The organism is Asanoa hainanensis (assembly GCF_900188485.1).
GTDB classification, from domain to species: domain Bacteria; phylum Actinomycetota; class Actinomycetes; order Mycobacteriales; family Micromonosporaceae; genus Asanoa; species Asanoa hainanensis.
Map to the genome: position 1 here is coordinate 154618 of NZ_FZPH01000006.1, position 26055 is coordinate 180672.

28 protein-coding genes are annotated in these 26055 nt (G+C 71.1%); 18 read left to right on the forward strand and 10 right to left on the reverse strand.

All coding sequences use genetic code 11. The annotated features are described in order from the left end of the window. Positions 1–31: 31 nt before the first annotated feature. Positions 32–1306, reverse strand: a complete 1275-nt coding sequence (locus CHC05_RS16900) for an APC family permease (RefSeq protein WP_281257680.1) — start codon at positions 1304–1306, stop codon at positions 32–34. A gap of 51 nt (positions 1307–1357) precedes the next feature. Here CHC05_RS16900 and CHC05_RS16905 point away from each other — a divergent pair, with 51 nt between their 5' ends. Together CHC05_RS16905 and CHC05_RS16910 are read left to right on the forward strand one after the other, a co-directional pair. Continuing rightward, positions 1358–2122: an arsenate reductase/protein-tyrosine-phosphatase family protein gene (locus CHC05_RS16905; RefSeq protein ID WP_089250366.1), complete on the forward strand. Its 765-nt coding sequence runs from the start codon at positions 1358–1360 to the stop codon at positions 2120–2122. Then, complete coding sequence (locus CHC05_RS16910) at positions 2119–2496, forward strand: VOC family protein (RefSeq protein WP_089249837.1); 378 nt, start codon at positions 2119–2121, stop codon at positions 2494–2496. Before CHC05_RS16905 ends, CHC05_RS16910 begins: the two co-directional genes overlap by 4 nt. Here the strand turns inward: CHC05_RS16910 and CHC05_RS16915 are convergent. Further along, positions 2493–3632 (reverse strand): epoxide hydrolase family protein, encoded by a 1140-nt coding sequence (locus tag CHC05_RS16915; protein ID WP_089249839.1) that lies wholly within the window; start codon positions 3630–3632, stop codon positions 2493–2495. The genes CHC05_RS16910 and CHC05_RS16915 overlap by 4 nt on opposite strands. A gap of 125 nt (positions 3633–3757) precedes the next feature. On the opposite strand from CHC05_RS16915, the gene CHC05_RS16920 reads away from it, so the two are divergent. Both CHC05_RS16920 and CHC05_RS16925 read left to right on the forward strand, forming a co-directional pair. Beyond that, positions 3758–4405: an adenylate kinase family protein gene (locus CHC05_RS16920; RefSeq protein ID WP_089249840.1), complete on the forward strand. Its 648-nt coding sequence runs from the start codon at positions 3758–3760 to the stop codon at positions 4403–4405. 50 nt (positions 4406–4455) lie between these two features. After that, positions 4456–5952, forward strand: a complete 1497-nt coding sequence (locus CHC05_RS16925) for an aldehyde dehydrogenase family protein (protein ID WP_089249842.1) — start codon at positions 4456–4458, stop codon at positions 5950–5952. Here CHC05_RS16925 and CHC05_RS16930 read toward each other — a convergent pair. Genes CHC05_RS16930 through CHC05_RS16945 form a run of 4 tightly spaced genes read right to left on the reverse strand, consistent with a single transcriptional unit; the run spans position 5949 to position 8094 of the window. Continuing rightward, positions 5949–6380, reverse strand: coding sequence for a GNAT family N-acetyltransferase (locus CHC05_RS16930; RefSeq protein WP_245870941.1), 432 nt, complete (start codon positions 6378–6380; stop codon positions 5949–5951). The genes CHC05_RS16925 and CHC05_RS16930 overlap by 4 nt on opposite strands. A 1-nt stretch (position 6381) precedes the next feature. Continuing rightward, the gene (locus CHC05_RS16935; protein ID WP_245870942.1) at positions 6382–6966 is read right to left on the reverse strand and encodes a hypothetical protein; all 585 of its coding nucleotides are present in this window, start codon (positions 6964–6966) and stop codon (positions 6382–6384) included. An 18-nt stretch (positions 6967–6984) separates the two neighbouring features. Beyond that, positions 6985–7335 carry an MmcQ/YjbR family DNA-binding protein gene (locus CHC05_RS16940; protein ID WP_089249844.1) on the reverse strand — a complete coding sequence of 117 codons (351 nt, stop codon included), beginning with the start codon at positions 7333–7335 and terminating at the stop codon, positions 6985–6987. A gap of 9 nt (positions 7336–7344) precedes the next feature. Continuing rightward, complete coding sequence (locus CHC05_RS16945; RefSeq protein ID WP_089249846.1) at positions 7345–8094, reverse strand: prepilin peptidase; 750 nt, start codon at positions 8092–8094, stop codon at positions 7345–7347. A 514-nt stretch (positions 8095–8608) separates the two neighbouring features. On the opposite strand from CHC05_RS16945, the gene CHC05_RS16950 reads away from it, so the two are divergent. Genes CHC05_RS16950 through CHC05_RS17010 form a run of 12 tightly spaced genes read left to right on the forward strand, consistent with a single transcriptional unit; the run spans position 8609 to position 17677 of the window. Continuing rightward, positions 8609–9109: a hypothetical protein gene (locus CHC05_RS16950; protein ID WP_245870943.1), complete on the forward strand. Its 501-nt coding sequence runs from the start codon at positions 8609–8611 to the stop codon at positions 9107–9109. Next, a complete protein-coding gene (locus CHC05_RS16960) occupies positions 9103–10029 on the forward strand; it encodes a hypothetical protein (protein ID WP_179266227.1) in 927 nt (308 codons plus the stop codon). The genes CHC05_RS16950 and CHC05_RS16960 overlap by 7 nt, the downstream gene beginning before the upstream one ends. 26 nt (positions 10030–10055) lie before the next feature. Further along, complete coding sequence (locus CHC05_RS16965; protein WP_089250372.1) at positions 10056–10673, forward strand: SAF domain-containing protein; 618 nt, start codon at positions 10056–10058, stop codon at positions 10671–10673. A gap of 2 nt (positions 10674–10675) precedes the next feature. Further along, entirely contained in the window at positions 10676–11473 is a 798-nt protein-coding gene (locus CHC05_RS16970; RefSeq protein ID WP_089250374.1) for a CpaE/TadZ family protein, read from the forward strand. Continuing rightward, the gene (locus CHC05_RS16975; RefSeq protein WP_089249854.1) at positions 11463–13043 is read left to right on the forward strand and encodes a TadA family conjugal transfer-associated ATPase; all 1581 of its coding nucleotides are present in this window, start codon (positions 11463–11465) and stop codon (positions 13041–13043) included. Before CHC05_RS16970 ends, CHC05_RS16975 begins: the two co-directional genes overlap by 11 nt. Further along, the gene (locus CHC05_RS16980; protein WP_425426770.1) at positions 13040–13942 is read left to right on the forward strand and encodes a type II secretion system F family protein; all 903 of its coding nucleotides are present in this window, start codon (positions 13040–13042) and stop codon (positions 13940–13942) included. Before CHC05_RS16975 ends, CHC05_RS16980 begins: the two co-directional genes overlap by 4 nt. Continuing rightward, positions 13942–14811 (forward strand): type II secretion system F family protein, encoded by an 870-nt coding sequence (locus tag CHC05_RS16985; RefSeq protein WP_245870998.1) that lies wholly within the window; start codon positions 13942–13944, stop codon positions 14809–14811. Before CHC05_RS16980 ends, CHC05_RS16985 begins: the two co-directional genes overlap by 1 nt. Positions 14812–14837: 26 nt before the next feature. Next, positions 14838–15065 (forward strand): hypothetical protein, encoded by a 228-nt coding sequence (locus tag CHC05_RS16990; RefSeq protein WP_089249856.1) that lies wholly within the window; start codon positions 14838–14840, stop codon positions 15063–15065. A gap of 2 nt (positions 15066–15067) precedes the next feature. After that, positions 15068–15517, forward strand: a complete 450-nt coding sequence (locus CHC05_RS16995; protein WP_089249858.1) for a TadE/TadG family type IV pilus assembly protein — start codon at positions 15068–15070, stop codon at positions 15515–15517. Then, positions 15514–15951 (forward strand): TadE family protein, encoded by a 438-nt coding sequence (locus CHC05_RS17000; RefSeq protein ID WP_179266228.1) that lies wholly within the window; start codon positions 15514–15516, stop codon positions 15949–15951. The genes CHC05_RS16995 and CHC05_RS17000 overlap by 4 nt, the downstream gene beginning before the upstream one ends. Then, positions 15948–16463 carry a hypothetical protein gene (locus CHC05_RS17005; protein ID WP_089249862.1) on the forward strand — a complete coding sequence of 172 codons (516 nt, stop codon included), beginning with the start codon at positions 15948–15950 and terminating at the stop codon, positions 16461–16463. Before CHC05_RS17000 ends, CHC05_RS17005 begins: the two co-directional genes overlap by 4 nt. Further along, positions 16460–17677, forward strand: a complete 1218-nt coding sequence (locus CHC05_RS17010) for a LysM peptidoglycan-binding domain-containing protein (RefSeq protein ID WP_089249864.1) — start codon at positions 16460–16462, stop codon at positions 17675–17677. The genes CHC05_RS17005 and CHC05_RS17010 overlap by 4 nt, the downstream gene beginning before the upstream one ends. Before the next feature lie 177 nt (positions 17678–17854). On the opposite strand, the gene CHC05_RS17015 is transcribed toward CHC05_RS17010, so the two are convergent. Next, positions 17855–18316, reverse strand: a complete 462-nt coding sequence (locus tag CHC05_RS17015) for a DUF1707 domain-containing protein (protein WP_179266229.1) — start codon at positions 18314–18316, stop codon at positions 17855–17857. Between the two features lie 80 nt (positions 18317–18396). On the opposite strand from CHC05_RS17015, the gene CHC05_RS17020 reads away from it, so the two are divergent. Beyond that, positions 18397–18816 (forward strand): hypothetical protein, encoded by a 420-nt coding sequence (locus tag CHC05_RS17020; protein WP_089249868.1) that lies wholly within the window; start codon positions 18397–18399, stop codon positions 18814–18816. Positions 18817–18868: 52 nt separating this feature from the next. Here CHC05_RS17020 and CHC05_RS17025 read toward each other — a convergent pair whose 3' ends face one another. Beyond that, positions 18869–20002 (reverse strand): ScyD/ScyE family protein, encoded by a 1134-nt coding sequence (locus CHC05_RS17025; RefSeq protein ID WP_089249870.1) that lies wholly within the window; start codon positions 20000–20002, stop codon positions 18869–18871. Positions 20003–20109: 107 nt separating this feature from the next. Between CHC05_RS17025 and CHC05_RS17030 the strand changes: the two genes are divergently transcribed. Continuing rightward, complete coding sequence (locus CHC05_RS17030) at positions 20110–20850, forward strand: crotonase/enoyl-CoA hydratase family protein (protein WP_089249872.1); 741 nt, start codon at positions 20110–20112, stop codon at positions 20848–20850. Between the two features lie 46 nt (positions 20851–20896). Here the strand turns inward: CHC05_RS17030 and CHC05_RS17035 are convergent, their stop codons facing one another. Both CHC05_RS17035 and CHC05_RS17040 read right to left on the reverse strand, forming a co-directional pair. Continuing rightward, positions 20897–21667, reverse strand: a complete 771-nt coding sequence (locus tag CHC05_RS17035) for an alpha/beta fold hydrolase (protein ID WP_089249874.1) — start codon at positions 21665–21667, stop codon at positions 20897–20899. Between the two features lie 71 nt (positions 21668–21738). Beyond that, positions 21739–26034, reverse strand: a complete 4296-nt coding sequence (locus CHC05_RS17040) for a discoidin domain-containing protein (RefSeq protein ID WP_089249876.1) — start codon at positions 26032–26034, stop codon at positions 21739–21741. Positions 26035–26055 lie beyond the last annotated feature (21 nt).

A 26055-nucleotide genomic window follows, 5' to 3' on the forward strand; every position in this document is an offset into this window, starting at 1 on the left:
GCCCGCGACCCGGACCGCCCACCGCCTGCGGTCAGCGAGGGCTTGAGTCGCGTCGGCGGTGTGCCAAGATCAGCGCCCTTCCGCCGAGACCGATGGCGAACATGACCGCACCGGCGATCACCGATTGCCAGGGCAGGGTCGCGACCAGCGTCAGACAGCCGGCTACGCCGAGGACGTTGAGCCAGCGCGGCCAGCGCCGGTCCTCCCGTGGCTGGGTGAACGCCGATGCGTTGGCCACCGCGTAGTAGACGAGCACGCCGAACGACGAGAAGCCGATCGCCCCGCGCAGGTCGACGGTGGCCACCACGACGCTGACCACCACGGCCAACGCCACCTCGGCGTGGTGCGGGACGCGGTAGCGCGGATGCACCGCCGACAGCCACCCCGGCAGGTCGTGGTTTCGGGCCATGGCCAGCGTGGTCCGGCCGATGCCGGCGATCAACGCCAGCAACGCGCCCAGCGCGGCCACCGCCCCACCGATCCGGACCACGGGGGCCACCGCTCCAGAACCGGCATCGTGTACGGCGGTGCTCAGCGGCGCGGTCGCGGCGGCGAGCGCGTCCGGTCCGGCGGCCAGCAGTGCCGCGATGCCGACGACCAGGTAGACCACGACGGCGATGAACAGCGCCCGGGGTATCGCGCGAGGGATGGTGCGCGCGGGATCGCGTACCTCCTCGCCCATGGTGGCAATGCGCGCGTATCCCGCGAAGGCGAAAAACAGCAGCCCCGACGCCTGGAGGATGCCGTAGACGCCGCCGGAGGTCAGTGCCGACCAACCGCCCAGGTTCGCGGTGCTGGCCTGGCCGCCGACCGCGATCGCGACCACCACGATTGTCAGCGCCGTGAGGCTGGCGGCCACCAGCACGCGGGTGAGCTGCGCGGTGCGCGTCACGCCGCGGTAGTTGAGCGCCGCCAACGCGATCACGCCGGCCACCGCCACAATCCGCTGTGCCCACCACGGGCCTGGCACGGCGTACGCGGCGAAGGTCAGCGCCGTCGCGGCGCAGGAGGCGGTCTTGCCGACCACGAACCCCCAGCCGGCGGTGAAGCCCCACCAGTCGCCGAGGCGCTCCCGGCCGTAGACGTAGGTGCCACCGGAGGTCGGGTACGTCGCGGCGAGTTGGGCCGAGGCCACCGCGTTGCAGTAGGCGATGACCGCCGCGATCGCGAGGCCGATCAGCAGACCCGTGCCCGCGGCTCGGGCGGCCGGGCCGAAGGCCGAGAACACGCCCGCCCCGATCATCGAGCCGAGGCCGATTAGCACCGCGTCCCGGGTGCCGAGCCGCCTGGCGAGCTGGTCGGACAATGGTTGCCCTCTCGAAAGTACATCAAACCGATTTGATGTATTCTCGATCGCATGGCGTCGACGGGTCAAGCCGCCCCACCCTTCCTCCGCCTCGCCGCGCATCCTCTGCGGTGGTGCCTGCTGAGCAGCCTGGCCGGCAGTGACCTGCGGGTGCGCGAGCTCGCCGCTCTGCTCGACCAACCACAGAACCTCGTGTCGTACCATCTGCGCCTGCTCCGCGACGGCGGTCTGGTCACCGCCAACCGCAGCAGCCTCGACGGCCGCGACAGCTACTACCACCTGGATCTCGACCGGTGCGGCCAGGCGCTGGCCGACAGCGGCGCCGACCTCCACCCGGCCCTGCGCCGCGACATCGCGGCCGTCGACCGCCCGGAGCGGTTTCCGGCGGTCGCCGTGCTGTTCGCGTGTACGGGCAACAGCGCGCGCTCGGTCATCGCGGAGGCGCTGCTGCGCCACGAGACCGGTGGCCAGGTGCGCGTGGTCAGCGGCGGCAGCCACCCGAAGCCGGCCGTGCACCCCGACGCCGTACGCGTGCTGCGCGAGAAGTTCGACCTCGACATCGCCGACCAGCGTCCGCGGCACCTCGACACCCTCGCCGGCCAGCGCCAGGACTACGTCATCACGTTGTGCGACAAGGTGCGCGAGATCTGCCCGGAGTTTCCCGACCACCCGCGCCAGATCCACTGGAGCATCCCGGACCCGGCCGCAGTCGGCGGCTATCCGGCATTCGCCCGCACCGCTGCCGACATCGCGGCCCGGGTGCGCCACCTGCTCCCTGTTCTGGCGAGACCGACCAGTGCAGGAGGACCGCCATGACCGAGTACGCGACCGTCCGCTACCTCGTCGACGACGTCCAGGCGGCCGTCGACTTCTACACCGTCCACCTAGGATTCCAGCTGAACACCAACGTGGCGCCGGCCTTTGCCGACGTCACCCGTGGACCGCTGCGGCTGTTGCTCTCCGGGCCCACCAGCTCCGGCGCCCGCGCGACCCCCGCCGACGCGGCCATGCCGGGCCGCAACCGCATCCACCTGACCGTCGACGACCTCGACGCCGAGATCGCCCGGCTGCGCGGAGACGGCGTCGCGTTTCGCAGCGACGCCGTCTCCGGTCCGGGCGGCCGTCAGGTCCTACTCGCCGACCCCGCCGGCAATCTGATCGAGATCTTCCAACCTGCTGCTAGGGCTTAGCGGACCGTGCGGAAGAAGGTGCGGACGTCCTCGACGAACAGGTCCGGCGCTTCGAGGGCCGCGAAGTGGCCGCCGCGGTCGTACTCGGTCCAGTGGGTGATGTTGTTGGTCTGGTCCGCGTAGCGGCGGATCGCCACGTCCTCCGCGAAGACCGCGACCCCGGTCGGCACGCCGCTCGGCGTCGGCCAGTTGCCGCTGTGCATGCTCTCGTAGTAGAGGTTGGCCGACGTGCCGGCGGTGTTGGTCAGCCAGTAGAGCATGACGTTGGTGAGGATCTCGTCGCGGGCGATCACGTCCTCCGGCAGCTTGCCGCCGTGCGTCCACTCCTGGAACTTCTCGACGATCCAGGCGAGCTGGCCGACGGGTGAGTCCGCCAGCGCGTACGACAGGGTCTGCGGTCGGGTTGCCTGGATCTGGAAGTAGCCGTTCATGTCGGCCATGTAGTTGGCTAGCCGGCCCAGCCGCACCCGCTCCGCGTCGGTCATCGTGGCCTGCTCCTCCTCCGGCACCTCGCCGAACGGGATGAAGCCCAGCGTGGCCGCGTTGACGTGGATGCCGATCACGTGGTCGGTGTCGACCCGCCCGAGGTCCGGCGCGATGAAGGCGCCGTAGTCGCCGCCCTGTGCGCCGTAGCGGTCGTAGCCCAGCCGGCGCATGAGCTCGGCGAAGGCCGCGGCGATCCGGCGGCTGTCCCAGCCCGCCTCGGTGACCTGGCCGGAGAGGCCGAAGCCGGGGATCGAGGGGATCACCACGTGGAACGCGTCGGCCGGGTTGCCGCCGTGTGCCCGCGGGTCGGTCAGCGGGCCGATCAGGTCGAGGAACTCGACGATCGAGCCGGGCCAGCCGTGGCTGAGCACCAGCGGCAGCGCGTCGGGCTCGGGCGAGCGCACGTGCAGGAAGTGCACCCGCTGGCCGTCGATCTCGGTGGTGAACTGCGGGAACTCGTTGATCCGGCGCTCGGCGGCGCGCCAGTCGTAGCCGTCGGCCCAGTAGGCGGCCAGCTCGCGCAGGTAGTCGACCGGGACGCCGCGCGACCACTCGGCGCCGGGCAGCGCGAACGGCCAGCGGGCACCCGTCAGCCGGGCGCGCAGGTCGTCGAGGTCGGCCTGGGGGATCTCGAGGCGGTACGGGTTCATCGTGGCCCTCCATCGGAGCGTTGTGTTCCGTTCCGCTTAACCATAGCAGAACGGAATGGTACGTTCCAGTAATTGGGTCGGGGAATCTGATGCGGGCCGGGGCGCTCGGGTGGGACCGTTCTCGCATGCGGAAGTACGTGATCATGGGCGTGCAGGGCAGCGGCAAAGGCACCCAGTGCACCCTCATGCGCCACGACCTCGAGCTGACCCACATCAGCGTCGGCGACATCCTGCGGTGGCACGTGCAGCAGCACACCAAGATCGGCGCCCTGGTACGCCGCACGATGGCCGCGGGCGAGCTCGTCGGTGACGACCTGGTCGAGTCGATCGTGCGGGACCGGCTCGCGCAGCACGACTGGAACTACGGCTTCCTCATCGACGGCTTCCCACGCAACGTCCGGCAGGCCGGGTTCTTCCTGGAGAGCTACGACATCGACGGGGTGATCCACCTCGACCTGCCGGACGAGGAGGTGCAGAAGCGGGTACTCAGCCGCCGCCTCTGCGCGGCCTGCGGCATGGACTACAACCTCATCTCGGACCGCCCCGAGGTCGAGGGCAAGTGCGACGTCTGCGGCGGCCGGCTCGTCACTCGCGACGACGACACCCCGGAGGCGCTGGCGGCCCGGCTGCGCGACTACTACGGCAAGACCGAGCCGGTGCTGGAGCTCTTCCGGCGCAAGGAGTACGTGCTCACGGTCGACGCCCGGCCCGACCCCGCCACGGTCCAGAAGGCCATCCGCGCAGGCCTCAACCTGCCCGCGTACGCGGCCTAAGCTCCGCCGCGGCCCGGCCCCCGCTGTTGAACGGGGCCTAGGGTGGTGGCATGACGACGATCTACCGTTCGGTCAACCCCGCCCGGCTCGACGACGTGGTCGCGGAGGTGCCGCTGGCCGATGCCGCCGGCTTCGTGGCCGCGTGCCGCACCGCCCGGGCCGCGCAGCGTGGTTGGGCGGCGGTGCCGGCTCCGGTCCGCGGTCAGGTCATCGGCAACCTGGGCCGGCTGGTGCGGGCCAACCTCGAGACGCTCGCCCAACTCGTCACCCGCGAGATCGGCAAGCCGATCCTCGAGGCCCGCGGCGAGGTGCAGGAGATCATCGACACCTGCGACTTCTTCCTGGGCGAGGGCCGCCGGATGTACGGGCAGACCGTGCCCAGCGAGATGCCCGACAAGCAGCTGTTCACCTTCCGGGTGCCGGTCGGGGTCGCCGCGATCATCACGGCCGGCAACTTCCCGGTCGCGGTGCCGTCCTGGTATCTGGTGCCCGCCCTGCTCTGCGGCAACGCCGTCGTGTGGAAACCGGCCGAGTACGCCTCCGCGAGCGCCGCCGCGCTGGCGGCCCTGGTGCGGCGGTCGGGTGTGCCCGACGGGGTCTTCTCGGTGGTCGACGCGGACGGGGCGGCCACGTTCGACGGGCTGTCTCTCGCCCTGGACGCCGGGCTGGTCGACAAGGTCGGCTTCACCGGCTCGTCGGCCGTCGGCGCGCGGATCGGCGAGCTGACCGGGCGGCACCTGCAGACGCCCTGCCTGGAGCTGGGCGGCAAGAACCCCATGGTGGTCACGCCCGACGCAGACCTGTCGCTCGCCGTCGAGGGCGCGCTGTTCGGCGGCTTCGGCACCGCGGGCCAGCGCTGCACGTCGCTGGGGACCGCGATCGTGCACGAGTCGGTGTACGAGTCCTTCGTGGACTCGCTCGGCAAGGCCCTCGCGGACGCGGTGATCGGCGACCCGACGCGCGAAGAGGTCCTCTATGGACCGATGCTGGCCGACCGGTTCGCGGAGCGCTACGAGGAATACCTGACCTGGATCGGCGACCACCACCGCGTGCTCGGCCCGATCGGTCGGATCACCGCCGACAACCCCCGCGCGGGTTTCGCCGGCAACCCCGCCGACGGGCTGTTCTACCACCCCGCGCTGGTCGCCGGCGTGCGCCCCGACGACGAGCTGTTCCGCACCGAGACCTTCGGCCCGATCGTCGGGGTGCTGCCCTACCGCGACCTCGACGAGGCGATCGAGCTGGCCAACGCGCCGGGCTACGGCCTCTCCTCGTCGATCTACACGAACGATCCCCGGTCGGCGTTCGCGTTCCGCTCGGGCGTCTCGGCCGGCATGGTCAGCGTCAACAACTCCACGTCGGGCGCCGAGGCCCACCTACCGTTCGGCGGCAACGGCAAGTCGGGCAACGGCTCCCGGCAGTCCGGCGTGTGGGTACTCGACCAGTTCACCCGCTGGCAGTCGATGAACTGGGACTACTCGGGCCGGCTCCAGAAGGCCCAGATGGACACCCAGACGATCACGCCGGACCTGGATTTCCGCCTCTAGGTGTTAAGTGCGATCAGGCCCGCGTCGGTAGGACTGAAGCCGCACGCGTCGAGGTAGAAGCCGCGCAGGTGCGGCTCGAAGTCGACGTGCAGCCAGGCGGCACCGGCCGCGCGGGCCTCGTCCGTGGCAAGGCGGACCAGCCTTGCTCCGACGCCCTGGCGCTGGGCACGCTCCGCCACCACGGTGTCCAGAACGAAAGCGTGCGCACCGCCGTCCCACACGACGTTGACAAACCCGACGAGCGCACCGTCAAGCCGAGCACAAACCCATCCGAGACTGTGCCGCTGCACCCGACCCCACCAGTCGTCGCGGTCAACGTCAGAGCGGACGTCGGTGGCCGGGCCGGCGGGGGCGAAGCCTTCCGTATGTAGGGCTTCGAGCTCGGCGTTGCTGAACACGCCGCGCCATTCGTAGGCGATCGCCGACACGTCAGTCGGGCGCCGCGGCCACGTGCAGTGGACCCGGCGACGGCTGGCCGTCCAGGACGGTCGGGTCGACGCTCCACTGGCCCGCCAGGCGGGTCACGTCGTCTTCGCCGACGAGCAGGTCGTCCGGGTCCGGTGCGGTCTCTGGAATGCCCAGTGAGCGTTCGGCCTCGTCCGGGTCGCCGCGCCACTCGGTGACCTCGCCCGTCTCGCCGACGAAGTCGAAGGCTCGCACCAGCACGCCGTCGACCGCGCGGACCCAGCGGTGTTGCTCTCCGACCCGGTGGGTGGCGAAGAACTGCACCTCGGTGGCGAGCGCGACGGACAGCGCCACCGCCTCGACCGTGCTCGGGATCGTGAAGAGGCGGCGCCCGGCTACCAGGATCCAGTCGTTGTCGCGCGCGCCGGGCAGCGGAGGTGTGACGGCCAGCCGGTCGTCGGTGAGGTGGGCCAGGTCGACACCCTCGCGCCATGGTGCGGGCCCGAGGTCGCGCAGGCCCAGCGCGTCGACGACCGCACCGGGGTCGCGGCCGCGGATCGCCAACCACGCCTGCTTGCGGCCGAACCCGACCATCGTCTCCGCGCTCACTCGTGCGACGTTAGCTCGCTATCCCACGGTCGCCTCCAGGAACTCGCGTGCCACCCGCTTGGGGACGCACATCCGCCAGGAGTCGAGGACGATCTCGCGCATCTCCGTCTCGTCGATCGCCGCTAGTCGGACGCGGACCCAGTTGTAGCGCTCGTCGGACGGGATCGGCATGAGGAACTTGTCGGGCTCGGCCTCGACCAGCGCGACGCGCTCCTCCTTGGGGTAGCCGAAACCCATCACGGTCTCGTCGGGCGAGAAGGACAGGAAGACGAGGCTGCCGACCCGGAACTTGACGCGGTCGCGGACCAGCACCTCGTAGGCCCGCGGCAGAGTGGTGGCGAGCCGTCGCACGTCATCGATGGTGACCACGCGGACACGCTATGACCCGGGTACGACAAAAAGCGCCGCCACCGTGCCCGCGATCAGGAACGGGCCGAACGGCAGGTGGCTCGACCAGCGCACCCGGCCGGCGATCAGCAACGCGATGCTGACCAGCGCCGACGCCACCAGCGCGGCCATCAGCCCGAGCAGCACGAAGCCCCAGCCGAACCAGCCGAGCAGCGCCGCGCAGCTCAGCGCCAGCTTCGCGTCGCCGAGGCCGAACCCCCGCCGCCCGAGCAGCACCGTCGTCAACGCGAAGAAGAGCCCGAGCGCCAGACCGGCGAGCACCGCCCGCCACCAGCGATCGAAGCCGAAAGACACCAGCGAAGGGCCAAGCAGCAGCAGGACGACGCCGGCCGCAGCGGGCAGGGTCAACCGGTCCGGCAACCGGTGCACGGCGAGATCGACCAGCACCAGGGGTACGGCAAACGCCGCCCACCACGCATAAGCGGGCAGCACCGGCAACGGCACCACGAAAAGCCCGGCCGCGAGCGCGAGCAGCGCCAGCAGCTCCACCGTGAACGCCGGCGGACCGACCCGAGCGCGACAGCCACCACATCGGCCCAGCGGCAGCAGCGCACCCGGCGGCCCGCCGAATCCCGTCGGCGCCGCGCACGTAGGGCAGGCACGCAACCACGGCGACCCCGACGGGACCGAATGGCCCAGCGCCAGCCACCGGAGCAGCGGCGTCACCACCACGGCGGGTAGCCACCTCGGCGCCGTCCGTACCCGGGCGACCGGGGTCATGCCAACCGCCAAATCAACACGGAGAGTAACGCCATGATCGCATTCGTGGATCTTCGCGCCAGCCCCGGCCACAACCCGGACCACGGTGAGCCAGCGGACAAACCGCCGGTCCGTGAATCGGACACAAACCGACGGTCTCGCGCATATCGCGGCGCGTATCGCACACGCTGTCCGTCACATGATAAGGAGCGCGGGATGCGCGTACCCGAGTGCCGCACCCAGCCGAATAACGTCGCCACCATTGATCCTTCCGTGACCCTACGTGTTATTTCGGATCGCCTCTGTTGCATCGGCGATCGTCAGCCTATGCTCGGCCCTCGGGTGTTGCACTACCGATCAATAAGCACTCCGCCACGGCTTTGACGATCCAAGTTAATAAATGTGAAACGCGGTCGGATCATGGTCCGACCCTTGGCTTACCACGCCCAGTTTCGCCCCACGGTCCCAGGCGACACAGGGAGGATGCACCGTGCCCGCACCACGAACGGCGAGCGCCGCGCTCGCCGTCGCGCTTGTGGCGGCCCTCGCCGCCTGCGGTTCCGAGCCGCCATCGGCGGCCACATTCGACAACGCGCCGGCAGCCGCGACCAATCCCGAAAAGGCCGCGGCGACGAAGTCCGCGCTCGACGCGTACGCCGGTTATCTAGCGGCCGCCAGAAAGGCCGAGGCAATTCCCGACCCGAACTATCCGGAGCTGAAGAAATACCTCGGCGATCCGCTGCTGACCCGCGTCCGGACCACTATTCGTGACATTAAGGAGCATGGCGCGATGCGTACCGGCAAACTCATTTCCGACCCACGGGTCACCGCCGTGAGCTTGGATTCCGTGCCGGCGACCGTCTCGATCCAGGACTGCATCGACGCCACCGGCTACGCGATGGTCGACGCGAGAACGAAGAAGAAGGTGCCGGGCCACGCGGCCGGCCGCTATGTCGCCACGGCGACCGCCAGCCGCTATCCCGACGGCCGCTGGCTCATCAACGCCGGCCTGGCGCACCGGGACCAGCCGTGCTGACCGCCCGCCGGCTGGCCCGGTTCGGCGCGTTCACCGCCGGCCTCGCGCTGGTGCTGTCCGGCACCGTGGTCGCGCTGGCGGCCGCGCCCGGCGGCGGGGCCGAGTGCCCGCCCAACCAGACGACCTGCGAGGGCTGGGGCGAGGGTGGCGGCGGCACCGGCGACGGCGGTGGCAGCGGCAACGGTGGCGGCGGGAACGGCGGCGGTGGCGGCCCGTGCACGCGCGACGGCGAGGTCGTGCCCTGCCACGACGACCTGCTCGGCTGGTTCAACCAGTCGGACGGCTGCTACTACCGGGTGGCCGAGCCGCAGCCCGCCGGCGTGCCGCCGGGCAGCACGGCCTACATCCGCAGTTGCGGCGCCGGCGGACTGGCCGGCGGCGAGCCGGTCATCCTCGACGACCCGCCGCCCGGCTTCAACGCACCGCCGGACCCGGCCGTGCTCGCCCAACGCGCGCTGGACAGCCTCGACCTGCTTCCCCCGGAGATCGGCATCGCGCCGAACCCGGCGGTCGGCCCCGGACTCGTCGGGTTGCCGATCTGGCTCTGGGTGCCGGCCGACCCCGATCCCGGCGACGACGAGAGCACCTGGGGGCCGATGACCGCCAGCGAGTCCGAAGGCGGCGTCACGGTCACCCTGACGGCGGCCGTCGGCAAGATCGTCTTCCGGATGGGCGACGGAAAGACCGTGACCTGCACCAACCCGGGCACGCCCTATGTCCGGCAGGGCGGCAAGTCGCCGACCTGCGGCTACGACGGATACCGGGCGGCCAGCCCGCGCGGCGGCAGCTACACCGTCGAGGCGACCACCACCTGGACCGTCACCTGGGTCGCCGGTGGTGTGAACGGAACGATCGAGGGCGTCACCCGGGACAACGAAGCGCAGATCCAGATCGACGAACTCCAGGTGGTGACCAAGTGACCGCGACACCGACCCGCAACTCCGCGATGCCGGTGCCGGCGCCGATCGCCCCGCCCAAGGTGATCCGGCAGCGCCGGATGCGCCCCGGGCTGCTCGGCCTGGCCGTACTCCTGATCGCGCTCGGCGGCCTCGGCGCCGCGTTCGCGATCACGTCGGTCAAGGCGACCGGCGACTACCTCGCCGTCGCGCGCTCGGTGCCGCAGGGCACCACGCTGACCGCCGACGACCTGGCGACCGTGCAAGTGGCTGGTGGCGCCGGTCTGGCGTCAGTGCCGGCCAGCCAGCGGGCCCAGGTCGTCGGCAAGCGCGCAGCGGTCACGCTGATGCCCGGCTCGCTGCTGACCATGTCGCAGCTCACCGACAAGCCGCTGCTCACCGAGGGCCAGCAGCAGGTGGCGCTGGGCCTGCGGGCCAACCAGGTGCCGGCGCGGCGCCTGCTGCCCGGCGACAAGGTGATCCTGGTCGGCACGCCCGAGAAGGACGCACCACCGGCGATCACCCGGTACGACGCGACGGTCATCGACATGGCGCTGGACCGGGGCAACGCGACGGTCTACCTGGCTTTGCGCGCCACCGACGTGGCCGCGGTCGTCCTGCTGGCGGCCGACGACCGGATCGCCGTCGTCCTCGTGCCTGGCGCGTGACCGTGGCGATCATCGCGCTGGTCTCCGGCAAGGGTGCGCCCGGCGTCACGACCGCCGCCCTGGCCTGCACGTTGACCTGGCACCGCCGGCTGGTGCTGGCCGAGTGCGACCCGTCCGGCGGCTCGATCCTCGCGGGCTACCTCGGTGGCGCGCTGGAAGGGCGGCGCGGCCTGGGTGAGGTGGCCGTCGCGGAACTTCGCGACGGCAATCTCGAGGCCCACTTCTGGTCGCAGCTCGTCGACCTCGACGCGCCCAGGCGGGAGCGACTGCTCCTGCCGGGCGTGGTCGACGCGGCGCAGGCGGGCAGCGTCACCCCGCTGTGGCAACGGTTCGCGGACTTCTTCGGCACCCTCGAACGCGGCCAGCCGCCGTTCGACGTGCTGGTCGACTGTGGACGCATCCAGGTCGGCAACCCGCCGTGGCCACTGTTGCGGGCCGCGGCCACCGTGCTGGTGGTCACCGGAGCGCGGCTGGCCGACCTCTCGGCGGCCCGCGGCGCGATCCGGGCGATCGAGCGCGACTTCACCGACCACCGGGTGCCACCCGGCAACCTGCGGCTGCTGGTGGTCGGCGACGGTCACCCGAAGGCCGAGATCAGCAAGGCGTTGAAGCTGCCGGTCATCGGGCAGCTGCCGCACGACCCGCGTACCGCTGAGGTGCTCACCCACGGCGGCACCGTGCGCGCCAACCGGCCCTTGATGCGCGCGGCCGGCGCGCTCGAGGTGCCCGTGCACAGCCTGCTCGACCGCCGCCGGGCCCGGTTGAGCTGGCCCGTCGCGGAGGTGGGCCATGCGGTTTGAGCCCGTCGCCTACGACCCCCGCGGTCACGAGGTCGGCGCCACCTCGACCGTGCCGCCGATGCCGCCGCTGACGCCGAACGGACGGCACCACCATCCGGACCAGCCCAACCCGGCACCCCCACCGATAAGCCAGCCGGGCCAGCCGCACGCACCGACCCAGCCCCTGCCGCAGACCCGGCGCCGGGTCGACTTCGCCCTGGTACGCGAGCTGCGCCGGGAGCTCTCCGAACGGCTGACCCGCTGGCAGCGCGGCCGCGACTACACGCCCGGCGAGGAGGACCTCGAACGCACGCGGCTCGCCGCCGAGGTGGTCGCCGCGTACGCCGACGCGGTCCGCCGGGCCGGCACGCCGCTGCACGCCGCCGACGAGCGCGCCCTGCTCGACCAGGTCACCGCCGAGCTGGTCGGCCTCGGTCGGCTCCAGTCCCTCCTGATCGACGAGTCGATCGAAGAGGTGCACATCCTCGGCTGCGACCAGGTCCGGATCACCCGGCACGGCGGCGGCGTCGACTGGGGCGACCCGATCGCCGACAGCGACGACGAGATGGTGGAGATCCTCCAGGCCGCGGCCCGCCGGGCCGGCTCGACCGAGCGGAGCCTGTCGACCTCCAAGCCCACCCTCGACCTCCAGCTCCCCGACGGCAGCCGGCTGGCCGCGGTGTTCCTCGTCAGCCATCGCCCGTACGCGGTGATCCGGCGCCACAACACCCTCGACGTGACGCTCGACGAACTGGCCGGCGCCCGCGCCGACCTCGACGAGATGGTCGACCCGCTGGTCCGCGACTTCCTGCGTGGGGCGATGCGGGCCGGGCTCAACATCATGGTGGCCGGGCTGGCCGGCGCCGGGAAGACCACGGTCATCCGGGCCCTGATGAACGAGATCCCGGCCGACGAGCCGTACGTGCTGCTGGAGGAGAGCCGCGAGCTGTTGCCCGCCCGCCGGCAGCTCAAGCACCGCGCGGTGATGAGCTTCGAGGCCCGCGAAGGCCACGGCGAGCGCGGTTTCGACGGTCGCCCGGCGGGTGAGGTGACGATCGCCGACCTGATCCCGGTCTCGCTGCGGATGGGCGTCCTGCGGATCATCGTCGGCGAGGTCCGGTCACGGGAGATCGTGCCGATGCTGCAGGCGATGACCACGAGCCGTGGTTCGATGTGCACGATTCACGCGCGTACGCCAGGCGGGGTGAGCGAACGCATCATCGAGCTCGCGCTGTCCCACGGCCGGGAGATGACCGTCGACCAGGCCCGCCGGATGGCCGGCAACGCGCTGGACCTGATCGTCTACGTGACGGTCGAGGACGAGACCGCGATCGGCGGCCGCAAGCACCGCTTCGTCTCGCACATCGAAGAGGTGATCGGGGTCAGCGAGCACAACCGCATCTCGACCACCACGGTGTTCGGCCCGGGCGCCGACGGCCGGGCGGTTCCGAAGCACCTGCCGGAGCGGGTCCGCGACCAGCTCATGCGGATCGGCTACGACGCCCGGATGCTGACCCGCTACATCGAGGCCGGCACCGGTGCCTGGCGCCGCCCGAGGCACACCCAGCTCCAGCAGCGGAGGTCGATGTGAAGCTGCCCGCCGACCTCGAGCTGATCGCACTGCTCGCCGGCGCCGCCTGCGTGGCCGGCGCCGTCCTGGCCGTGGTGGCCGTCGTCGGCACCACCGCGCCTGCGCGGCCCGCGCGCAACTCCGCGCTGAGTCGACTGTGGACCGGTTCCAGCGACAACCCGCGCGACCGGCGCCGCCACCAGATCCTGCTGGTCTGCGCGGCCGGAGCGGGTGCGCTGGCGTTTCTCGTCACCGGGCTGCCGATGGTCGGCCTGTTGGTCGCCATCGCCGTGCCGGGCACGCCGTGGCTGTTCACCGTCGGGCGGGCCGAGCAGCGGGCAGTGGCCCGGATCGAGGCGATCGGCGAGTGGACCCGGCGGCTCAAGGACGTCTCCAGCACCGGGCAGGGCCTGCAGCAGGCGATCGTCGGCACCGTCGCGACCGTGCCCGAGCAGGTCCAGGAGGAGGTGCGGTTGCTCGCCGCCCGCCTGCAGGCCGGTTGGCAGGCCCGCACCGCCCTGCTCGCGTTCGCCGACGACATCGCCGACCCGGTGGCCGACCAGGTCGTCGCGGCGCTGATCCTGCACCTGTCGGACCGGGGCGAACGCCTCGGCGACGTGCTGGGCTCGATCGCGTCGGCCGCCTCCGCCGAGGTCGCCACCCGCCGCGAGATCGAGGCCAAGCGCACGCAGCCCCGGTTCGCGGTGCGCTTCCTGACCGGCATGGTGCTGCTGGTGCTGGCCTACGGCCTGATCAACCCCGACTACATGCGCCCGTACGGCACGCCGACCGGCCAGATCGTGATGGCGGTGCTCGGCGCCGTGTTCATCGGCCTGCTGGCCTGGGTCCGCACGATGAGCCTGCCGGCGAAGACCAACCGCTTCCTGGCGGCGCCCAAGCTCGAGGAGGCGGTGCGGTGATCGTCGTCAACCTGCCGTTCGTCTCCGGCGTGCTCGGGGGCGCGCTGATCGGCGCCGGCGCGTTCGTCATCATCCGGGAGTCGCTGCCGGCCTCGCCCGCGCTCGCACCCGCACTGCGCAGGCTGCACCAGCCGGGTGCGAGCGGCCCGACCGTGCAAACCCGGCGCAACCTCGACTGGCTCGGCGGGCTGTCCCGCTGGCTCCGCCCGCCGACCCGCGACCTGGCGCTGCTCGGCCGCACGCCGGAGCAGTACGCGCTGTCCCTGCTGACCGCGGCCGGCGCCGGACTGCTCGCGCCGGTGCTGCTGACGGTGTTCTGTCAACTCATCGGCATCGGGCTGCCGTTCTTCGTCCCGGTGATCGGCAGCCTCGGCCTGGCCGCCGCCGCCGCGTTCATCGCGCACCGCGACGTGCTCAGCAAGGCCGACCGGGCCCGGCGGGAATTCACCCGGGCGGTCTGCACCTATCTCGACCTGGTGGCGTTGCAGCTGACGGCCGCACACGGTCCGGTGCAGGCGTTGGAGAACGCCGCCGCGGTCTGCGACGGCTGGGTCTTCGAACGGATCCGTTCCGCGCTGCGCATGGCCCAGTTGCAGATGCACTCGCCATGGGAAGAGCTGCGCGAGCTGTCCGAGGAGATCGGCGTCGTCGAGCTCGGCGACGTCGGCGCGATCATGCAGTCCTCCGGCACCGAGGGCGCACAGGTCCACGAGACGCTGCGCACCCGGGCCGACTCCCTACGCGACCAGATCCGCACCGACAACCTCAGTCGCGCCGAGGCGGTCACCGGCCGCCTCGACGTACCCGGAGCGATGCTCGTGTTCGTTCTCATGGGCTTCGTTCTCTACCCCTTCCTGACCCGGGTGTGAGCCCGGGCGTCCGAGAGGAAAGTCCGATGGCGTACCTCGCCTATCTACACATGGCCGCGCTGCAGCGGCTTCGCACCGTACTGCGCGGCGGCGAAGGGGACCGGGGCGACAACCCGGTGCCGACCGCGATCATCATCGTCGGCCTCGCCCTGATGGCCGGCATCGTCGTGGCCTGGGCCCTGACGACGGCCAACACCTTCATGGACCAGTCGGGCGACATCCAGCAGATCGACGGCGGCGGCGGCGAAGGCTGACGATGGCCCTACTACCGATCCCGGGTACGGACGCGGCCACCGCGCGCCGGGACCCGGACGTGCCCGGGGATCGGGACGGCTCCGACCGCGGCGCCTCGCCGGTCGAGCTCGCCATCGTCGCACCGCTGATCATCCTGTTGCTGTTCCTGGCCATCCAGATCGCGGCCATCTTCCTCGCCCGCTCCGCGGCCCTGTCCGCGGCGCAGGAGGCGGTCAGCGCGCAGCGCGCCTACCAGGCACCGCCGGGCGTCGGCATCACCAAGGGCAACGCGTTCCTGACCCACACCGGCGACTGGCTCAGCGACGGCCAGGTCGAGGCCGCGCCCGCCGAGGCCGACGAGGTGGCGTTCACCGTCACCGGCCAGGCCCTGTCGGTGATCCCCGGCGTCCGCTTCCCGGTCGAAGCGACCGCCCACGGCACCGTCGAACGATTCACTGTGGACCAGCCATGAGAGATCGGGGCTCGGCGTCGGTCGAGGTGGCCATCCTGCTGCCGGCGTTCATCATGCTGATGGTGGTGGCGTCCTTCGTCGGGCGGGTCACCATCGCGCAGAACGCCGTCGACCTGGCCGCGCACGACGCGGCCCGGGCGGCGTCGATCGAGCGCGAAGGCGGTCAGGCGGCGGCCGCGGCCCGCGACGCGGCCAACGACACCCTCGACGAGCTCGACGTGCTGTGTCTGAACCGCACCATCACCCCCGACGTGGCCGACGCGTTCGCGAACGACGACTTCGGGCCGCAGGCCGGGCCGCCGCCCGTCGTCACCGTGACCGTCGAATGCACGCTCGACTTCACCGGCTTCCCGTTCCTCGACCTGACCACCACGGACGTGCGGGCGCGCTACACCTCGCCGCTGGACTGGTACCGCGGTCGGAGCCTCGGATGACCGCCGGAAGCGGACCTCCGGCGTCGGCGGGCGGCGCCGGCGCCGGCGCCGGAGTCGGCACTGACCGCGGCCGGGTCAGTGTGTTCATCGCGGTCGCGCTGGTCGGCGTGCTGATCGTGATCGGGCTGACCTTCGACGGGATCGGCCGGATCCGCGCCTACCAGCGGGCTGCCAACATCGCGGCGGAGGCGGCGCGGGCCGGCGGCCAGGCGATCGACGTCGCGGACGCGATCGCCGGCGCACCGGCCGCCGTCGACCCGGCCGCCGCCCGTACCGCCGCGTTGGCCTTCATCGACAACCTCGACGATCCGACCGTGGTCGACCGCTCCGTGGCGCTGGGCGAGGACGACGACGGCAACGAGAGCACCCAGTTCCTCCAGGTCACGGTCACCATCTCGTACGACGCGGCGATGCTCGATTTCTTCGGCTTCGACGACACGTACCCGGTGCGGGCCGAGGCGACGGTCGAGCTGGTCACCACCACCGATGCCTTCCCCGAGGAGGAACCGTGACCGTGTCCACGCCCCGCCGCGTGGGGCAGATCGTCACCGGCCTGGGTGCGCTGGTCCTGCTGGTCGGGCTGGTCGGCGGTGCGCCGATCGCGCTGCTCGCCTTCGCCGGCAACCCGTTGCCCGACCACATGCCCACGTTCGCCGAGATCGGCACGGCGTTGACCAGCCGCGACGACGGGCAGCTCTTCGTGCGGACGCTGGCCGTGCTCGGCTGGCTGGGATGGGGGACCTTCGCCATGTCCGTGCTGCTCGAGCTGCCGTTCCGACTCGTCCGCCGGCCGACGCCGCGACTACCCGGGCTGCGCCGCCAGCAGCGGATGGCGGCGGCGCTGATCGGCTCGGCGCTGGTCCTGATCGGCAGCCCGACGACGGCCGCGATCGCGTCGCCCAGCCAGCCGATGGTGCTGCACGTGCCGGCCCGGGCGGCGACCGCGACGCCGTGGGCGACCATGCCCGAGCGGGCCACCACCACGGTCGCGGCCGCGACCCCGGCGTCGCCGGTCGGCGTCGCGCAACTGCTCCCGACGGCCGCGCACCGGCACAGCTCCCCGGACGACGAGCCGCGGTACGAGGTCGAGCGCGGCGACTACCTGGGCGCGATCGCCGACCGGTACGTGGGTGACTTCGGCGACTACCCGGAACTGGCCCGGCTGAACAAAATCCAAAATCCGGACCGGATCTATCCGGGCCAGCTGCTCAAGCTGCCGGACGACGCGATCGACCACGGCTACCGTCCACATGCGAGCGGCATGGTCATCCGGCCAGGCATCGACGACGGCCACGACCCGAACCAGCCGCCACCCGCGCAGCCGGCCCAGCCCGCGCAGCCGCCGAAGGCAGACCCGACGCAGCCCAGCCCGAACCAGCCGGCACCGAGCAAGCCCACGCCGAACCAGCCGGCCCCGAACCAGCCGCTGCCGGACCAGCCCGCCAAGCCCGCCCCGCCGGAGGTCAACACCGTGCCACCGGTGCTGCCCGCCCCGCGCCCGCCAGTCATCGTGCCGCTGCCGCCGGCATCCCCGGACCAGAACATGGCAGCCGGCGCGCCCCAGTCCACCGACACGGGCCTCCAGATCAACCGCCCACTCGCCGTCTCAGCCGTGATCGCCGCCGCGGCGATCGTAGGCGCGCAGGTCGGTACCGTCTTCGGCCTACGCCGTAAACCGGCCGGGACCCCGGTCGACGGCGGCCGCCACCGAGCCGAAGGCGAATGACCTGCGGGGGTTCCCGCCGTTGTTCGGGCGGCGGCGGGAACCCCATCAACGGCGGCCCGCTGGAAGTAGGAGCGCGCAGCCGCGGACGTGGCAGCGGAGCGAAGCGGAGCGGTCGCGCCCACCGCGGACCCGAGTCATGAGCCCTTTGTTCTTACCCCTGCGACGAAACCTGACCACCTAGAACGCTGTCCCTCGGCCGAGTTGGCGTTGGGTGCTTTCGTTGCGCAGTTGGCGGGCTTGGCGCAAGGGCTTCGTGTGGTGGTAGACGCCGAAGCCCCACCCGAGGATCGGCCAGAGTGGCCACGGGTACCACGCGCCCGTGGCCAGGCCGACCACGAACCAGATCGTGATCATCAAGCCGCTGCCCGCGATGTACGCCGCCAGGTGTTTGCGGGCCGATGCCTGCTGGGCGACCAGCCGGTCCGCCCGGCGGCGGGACTTCTCCCAGCCGCGTACCCATTCGGACGGGATCTCGACCGCGACCCGGTCGAGGTCGGCTCGGGTGACGGCGGAGTATGCGGCCGAGACCCGCCCGTCGAACTCGTCGGTCGTCAGATAGCCGGCACCGGCCGCGTCGGCGAGCATTCTGGCGGCCGCTTCGCGTTCGGCGTTCGAGACGCGCTCGTGCGGTTTCGTCATCTCGGTCCCCCCTCTTCCCACCATCTACCTTCCAGGCTAGTCTTGTCACCGTCAAGATAACTAGTCAACGGCAAGATTGGATGGCCACCGTGACGCTGACCTCTCAGTCACTGGGCATCGCCGGCGTACTCCTGATCACGATCGTGACCATCGAGACCGGCGGGTACTACCTGACCAAGGTGGCTCGCGGTGCCGTCGAGCTGACCGACTTCCAGAAGGCGTTCGCCCGCGCCGGGCACGCACACGCCGGCGTCTTCGTGATCCTCAGCCTGGTCGCACTCCCGTACGCCGATGCCGCCGGCGCCCATGGTTTCTGGGGTTGGCTCGCCCGCACCGCGATCCCGATCGCCGCGATCCTCATGCCCGCCGGCTTCTTCTTCTCCTCGATGGGCCGGGGCCGCACCAAGCCCAACTCCCTGATCGCCCTGCTCTGGATCGGCGCGCTGTTCCTCGCCGCCGGCGCGCTCACGCTCGGCATCCTGGTGCTCGCCGCGGCATGAGAGAACGGCCCCGGTCCACCATGGACCGGGGCCGTTCTGGAGGGAAGAAAAGCTACCTGTTGCTGGCGATCCGCAGCAGCTCACCGCGGCCGGCCGTGGTGGACCGGTTGGACACGTACAACGAACCGTCCTCGCCGACCGCCAGACCACCCGGGGCGACCAGCCGGCCCGGCGCGAGCTCGACGTGGTTGCCGCGCCGGTCGACGCGGATCAGCGCACCGGTCTGGTCACCGCTGAGCAGGCCGTTCTTGGCGATCTCCAGCACCAGCAGGCGACCCTGGCGGTCGAAGGCCAGGTCGACGACGTTGGTGAAGCCACGAGCGAACACCGTCGGCCGCTCGCCGGGCACGACCCGGTAGATGTTGGCGCCGCCCACCGGGAACGGGAAGCCGGTCAACTGACCGACGTAGAAGGCCCCGTCTGGCCCCCGCACCACCGAGGTCGGCACCGCCTGCATGGGCACCCGCTGACCGTTGGGTCCCTGCACGAACCGGTTCGGGAAGACCGCGACCGTGGACACCTCGCCGCGCCGGTCGACGCTGAGCAGGGTGTTGCCACCCGCGTCGGTGGCCACCACGCCGTTGCGGGTGGCGAGCACGCCGTACGGGTTGCTGTCCGCACCCTGCCGGTCCGGGTCGCGCCGGGCCTCGAAGGCCGCGTGGTCACCGAGGCTGCGGATGCTCAACCGCCGGCCGTCGGCACTGATCACCACGCTGCGACCGAGCAGCAGGGCGCCGAAACCGAGCCCGGCCCGCGTCTGCGGAGTCCCGCCGAGCCCGATGGTGGTGACGAGGTCGCCGCCCCCGTACGACGACACGTCGTGCGGGCCGATCGCCTGGGAACCGTCGGGACCCGCGAGCGAGGGAAGACCGCCCACGATGCGCCGCTGGGTCCAGGTGTCGCGCCTGCCCGTCGAGACGGCGGTGATGCCGCCGCTGAAGCCGAGGCAGACCTGCCCGCCTTCGGCGGAGTCGACGCACTTGTCGCTCCGGCCGCCCCGCCCCGCCTCCGCGACCAGGACGGCACCGTTGGTGCCGACCGCCACGCCGCGCGGGTTGTCAAGGCCACGTGCGATGACGGAGACCCACGGCCGGTTGTTCATCGGCGCCGCGTTGGCCAGCGTCGGTGTGAGCATGGTGGCCGCGAGCGCCCCGGCGAGAACGGTGGCGAAGCGATGAAGTTTCATGAAACCCCCGTATATACACAAAGGACGCAGATAGGCTGGCACGCCGGGCCGGTCGGGCGTGGGTGACCCGCCGAAAGTCACCCGCCCGGGTCTGTGAGGGTTAAGAGATGACCGTGCGAACCGAACGCGCCGGACCCGTCACCACCGTGCTGATCGACCGGCCGGCCAAGCGCAACGCCGTCGACGGGCCGACCGCGGCGGCCCTGGCTGAGGCATTCCGGGCGTTCGACGCCGACGACACGGCGGCGGTCGCGATCCTGACCGGCACGGGCGGCACGTTCTGCGCCGGCGCCGACCTGGGCGCGATCGGCACCGACCGGAGCAACCGCGTCGCCCCCGACGGCGACGGCCCGATGGGCCCGACCCGGATGGCACTGTCCAAACCGGTCATTGCCGCGATCGAGGGGTACGCCGTAGCCGGCGGCCTGGAGCTCGCCCTCTGGTGCGACCTGCGGGTCGCCGCCGAGGACGCGGTGCTCGGCGTCTTCTGCCGGCGGTGGGGAGTGCCACTCATCGACGGCGGCACGGTCCGACTCCCCCGGCTGATCGGCGAAAGCCGGGCGATGGACCTGATCCTGACCGGCCGCCCGGTGCCCGCGGCCGAGGCGCACCAGATCGGCCTGGTCAACCGACTGGCGCCACCCGGCGGCGCGTTGGCCGCGGCCCAGGATCTCGCCGCCGAGCTGGCCCGGTTGCCACAGACGTGCCTGCGCAACGACCGGCAGGCGGTCCGCGCCGGCACGATGGAAGCCGAATTCGCGTTGGGCCTGGAGTCGCTCGCGGCGGGCGCCACCGAGGGCGCGGCCCGTTTCATGTCCGGCGAAGGACGCCACGGCGCCCCGAGTTAGCAAGGGCACCCTGTTATGCGAAAAGCGATAACAAGGTGCCCTTCCTTCAGACTGGCGCGTACTTGGCGAGGAACGCGAAGAAGGCTTCGCGTAGTTTGGTGTCGCCGCCCTCGATGACCAGCGGGACACCGTGGGTCGCGCCCGGTGTGACCAGGAGCTGAGCGTCTGGGCTGGCGGTGGCGGCGGTCTTGAACTGCTTGGCCGCGTCGCCGAACAGGCCGTCGTCCTGCTGCGCCAGGAACAGTGCCGGCACCGTGAGCTTTGGTGCCGATTCCTGGGCGCTGACGCCGCCGTAGGCCAGCGGTGCTGACACCGAGATCACCCCGGCTACCGGGGGTGTGATCTTCGGGGTCGCGGCGATCGAGAACGTGCCGCCCATCGACGCGCCTACCAGGACGATCGACGTGGCGCCGTCGGACCGCAGGGTCGCTGCGGCGGCGACCACGTCTTCGTCGAAGCCGACCTCAGCGCTTTCTGACGAGCCGTGCCCGTGGAAGTCGAACGCGAGCACCCTGTAGCCCTTGCCGATGAGCTCGTTGAAGCCCAGGATCCACTGGCACAGGTCGGCCTGCGCCTGGTGGGCCAGCACCACACCGGTGGTTCCCTTGCCACCGATCAGCCCGGCCAGGTTCGTGGCGCCGTCGTCCCCGAAGTGCACCGGCTTGGCTGCCGCTCCCGAAGCCATGCCCGGACACGCGGCGCCCGGCACGGGACCGGTCGGGCTCGGCGCGATCACGGCCGCACCGCCATCGTCAGAGCCGCAGCCGGCTAGCAGAAGCACGGCCACGGCCGCGCAGGCCAGCATCCCCCGTCGCATGAGACCTCCAAAAGAAAGAGAAGGAGTGCCCCGGGGACTCGGCGTTGTCCCCGGGGCACTCGGTCGATGGGTCAGTTGTTGATGATCAGTTGGAACGTGCTCGTCGTGTTCTTGATGTCCTGGAAGTTGTTGCTGAACCGCAGGTTGTTGAACGTCGCCGAGCCGACCGCCGGGCCCTGGCCCGGCTCGGGCAGCTCGTTGACCCAGATCCCGAAGCCGGACTTGGCGTCGAACGCGTCACCGCTCTTCTGCGCACCCGAGATCGAGATGTTGGTAAAGACGGTGTCCTGCACCGGGAACTCCGCCGCACCGTTGTACTTCGTCTGGAACATGATCCCGGAGTACGTCGGATCGACGATGTCCACGTTGGACACCCGAATAGCTCTGAACTCCTTGGACGCCGAGAACATCCAGATCGCCGGGAAGGTCTGCGCGCCCCAGAAATGGCCGCCGGACCTGATCAACGAGATGTTGTCGAAGGACGTGACGCCCGGCCCGAAACCGACGAACGGGTAGCCGAAGTCCAACGAGCTGATGGTCAGACCCGAGTACGTGAGCTGGTCGGCGATGTAGAGGTTGCGGAAGGTGTTGTTCTGCCCGCCGTAGACCGCGATGCCGGCCGCTCGCCAGGTGACCGTGGCCGACAGGTTCTCGAACACGTTGCCCGTGTTCGCTCCGCCGCCCGCGTCCGTGGCCGAGAACAGGGCGAACGCGTCGTCGCCGTTGCCCCGGCCCTCGTTGTTGGAGATGAGGTTGTCCGTGCTGCCGTTCGTCATGTTGACCGCGTCGGCGAACGTGTTGCGGAAGCGGCTGTTGGTGATCTTCAGTCCGCTCACGCTCACGCCCCAGTAGGCGCAGATCGTGTGCTCGACCCAGACGTTGTCGATCGTCATGTTGTCGACGTTCTGCAGCTCGCCCCAGACCTTGCCCGGCCCGTCCTGGCGGGACGTGTAGTTGCCGAAGAAGGCCAGGTGCTCGAACGACGACCCGCTGGCCGACGCCTGCACGTCGAAGCCCGCGTTCGTGTCCTGTTGGGTCTGCGGCGTCTGGAACCGGGTGTACCAGATGCCGGCGCCGACCACCTTGATCGCCCGCCCGTACACCTGGAACTTGTTCGCGGTCTCGTAGGTGCCCGCCGGCAGGTAGACGCCGAGCGAGGTGGTGTCCTGCCGGGCCGCGTCGAACGCCGCCTGGACCTGCTGCTGGCTGGTGCCGGCCGGGACCTTGTAACGGGCCGCGTCCGGGTTGGCCCGCGGCGCGACCTGCTCCAGGTTGACGAAGTCGACCGTCGCCTCGGTGCCACTGTCCTTCTGAAGCTTGATCACCGAGCCGGCGGGTACGGACGAGTTCAACATGATGTTGGCCTCGTCGTAGATGTGCCGCGGCCCGCCGGAGCCCGGCGAGTTGTTCGGGCTCGCCTCGGCGCCGTAGAGCCACGCGTAGCGCGAGTCGAGCGGGATCGCCTTGTGCAGCGTGCCGTTGACGTAGATGTTCAGCGACGACGTCTGGCCGCCACCGCCTGCGGAGTCCGGGATCGAGAACCGGACCACGAGGGTGTTGGTGGGGTTGCGCGTCGTCCACTGCACGAACGACCCGTTGGACGGCAGGCGCACCGCGCGCCGGCCGGATGCCTCACCGGCGAGGTCGCCGATGGTGCGGTTCGGCGCCAGCGACTGCGCGCCGCCGCCGATGGTGCCGTCCTCGGCCTCGTACATGTCGTACGGCATGTTGGCACCGCGACCGGAGAAGAACGGCCGGTCACTGGTGTTGTTGGTGCGCTTGACCGGCAACTCGTTGGCATCGTCGGCGAGCACGACCCGCACGGTGTACCGGCCGTTGGCGGCCACCCAGGTGCCCATGGTGACGGCCGGCGCGGTGGCACCGGCGGCGATCGCGCCGCTGTACGACCCGGTCAGCGTGCGAACCACCGAGCCGGACTCGTTGAGCACCGTCAGCGTGATGCCGTGCGCGCCGCTGGCCGAGGCGATCGTGCCCTGGTTGCGGATCGCCACCGAGAAGGTGACGGTCTGCCCGGCCGACGGGTTGTTCGGCGACCAGCTCACCGAGCCGGCCACCAGGTCGGAGCTCTGCACCTGGCCGACGACGAGGTTGCCGCCGGTGAAGGTGTTGTTGGCGTCGCTCTGCTCGATGACGGTGTTGCTCTCGTCGACCTTGGCGACCAGCTGGTACGTGCCGGCGTCGCGCGGACCGATACCAGCGGTGACCGTGGTCTGCCCGCCGGCCGCCAGCGCACCGACGTTGGCCGTGGCCACCTTGGTGGTGCCCAGGTAGAGCCCGACGGTGGTGGCGCCGGAGCCCGCGTTGCCGATGTTGCGGACCGTGGCCGACAGCGTGATCGAGTCGGTCTCGATCGGGTTCGCCGGCGACGCGGAGATGGCGCTGACGGTCAGGTCCGGGTTGGGCGCCGGCGTGCCGATCACCTGGAACTCGGAGACCTGGCCGTTCGACGAGCCGCTGTTGGCGGTGAACGTCAGCCGAACGTCGGCGACGTTGCCGCTGACCGGGATGGTCACCGTGTTGCTCGCGGACGAGTTGCTGAAGCTGTACGTCGCCGAGCCCACCAGCGTGGTGAAGCTCGACGAGCTCTGCTCCCGACCCGAGATCGAGAACGTCTGGGTACGCGGACCCCACGCCCCGTCCGGCGGCAGCTTGACCACGACCGAGCTCACGGTGGCGTTCGCGCCGAGTGAGATGGTCAGCGTGCTCGGGTACGCGCCCGGCGCGCCCTCCCAGTAGGTGGCGGCGTTGTCGTCGTTGGCGTTGGCGGCGACGAACGTGTGCACCGTCGACGAGCCGGTGATCGGCTTGCCCACCGCCAGGTTGGTGCCGCCCGGTCCGCCGCTGCCGGCGCGGGTCACGGTGTTGCTGTTGCCCGAGACGTTGCCGGCGGCGTCCTTGGCGCGCACGTAGTAGGACACGGTCGCCGTCGCGGGCTGCGTGTCGGTGTAGGTGAGCACACCCGCGCCGACGCTGGCCCGCACCGATCCGTTGGCGTAGACGTCGTAGCCGGTGACGCCGACGTTGTCGGTCGAGGCGTTCCAGGTCAGCCGGATCTGGTTCGACCCGGGCTCGGTGTACGCCAGCCCGGACGGAGCGGTCGGCGCCTGGGTGTCGGTCGAGGTGCCCGTGCGGGTCACCGTGTTGCTGTTGCCGGACTGGTTGCCGGCCGCGTCCTTGGCGCGCACGTAGTAGGAGACGGTCGCGCTGGCCGGCTGGGTGTCGGTGTACGTGAGCACGTTGCCGACGCTGGTCAGCAGCTGGCCGTTGGCGTAGATGTCATAGCCGGTCACGCCGACGTTGTCGGTCGAGGCCGACCAGGTCAGCCGGATCTGGTCGGAGGCCGGCTGGGTGAACGCGAGGTTGGTCGGCGCCGAAGGCGCGGTCGTGTCGCCCCCCGAAGGCCCGTACACCTCGAACTCGGAGATCTGGCCGGCCGGCCACGCGGTGTTCGCGGTGAAGTTCAGCCGCACGTACCGCGTGGTCGCCTGGTTGAAGGTGATCGACACGGTGTTGCCGCTGGCCGGGTCGAACACCCGGCCCGCCGACGGCGACAGGTCGGTGAACGACGTGCCGTTGGTGCTGCCCTGCACGGACAGCGTCTGGGTGCGGGTGCCCCAGCCCGACGTCGGCAGCTTGAGCACGACCCGGTTGACCGCGACCGCGGAGCCGAGGTCGACCTGCAGGTGCTCCGGGAACGAGTTGTTGGTGCTCTCCCAGTAGGTGCCCTGGTTGCCGTCGACCGCGTTGCCCGAGCCGTACACGTCGGAGTGGCCGCTCTCGCTGGTCGCCTTGTTCAGCGCGAGGTTGCTGGACGAGGTCGCGGCGCCGTACACCTCGAGCTCGGAGAGCTGGGCTGCGCCCCAGCCGGTGTTCGCGGTGATGTTGACCCGCACGTAGCGGGCGTTGGTCGCGCCGAAGTTGATGGTGACGGTGTTGTTGTTGCCGGGCGAGAACACCTGGCCGGCCGAGGACGTGATGGCCGAGAAGCTGCTGCCGTTGGTGCTGCCCTGCACGGACAGGGTCTGCGTGCGCTGCCCCCAGCCGTCGGGGAGCTTGAGCACCACCTGGTCGATGCTGATCGTGCTGCCCAGGTCGACCTGGCCCCACTGGGGCAGGGCGCCGGAGCTCTCCCAGTAGCTGCCCTTGTTGCCGTCGGTCAGGTTGCCGGCGACGAAGCCGCCGTTGGTGCTGCTGGCCGAGGTGGGCTTGCCCGCGGCCAGGTTGGGTCCACCGGCCGCGGCGGCCGGGTTGGCCGAGACGGCGACCAACGCGGAGCCGACGAGCAGGGACGAGAGTGTGCCGGCTATTAACCGCCACGTGACACTTCGATGCCGGGATCGGGACATGATGGGGGTTGCACCTCTTCC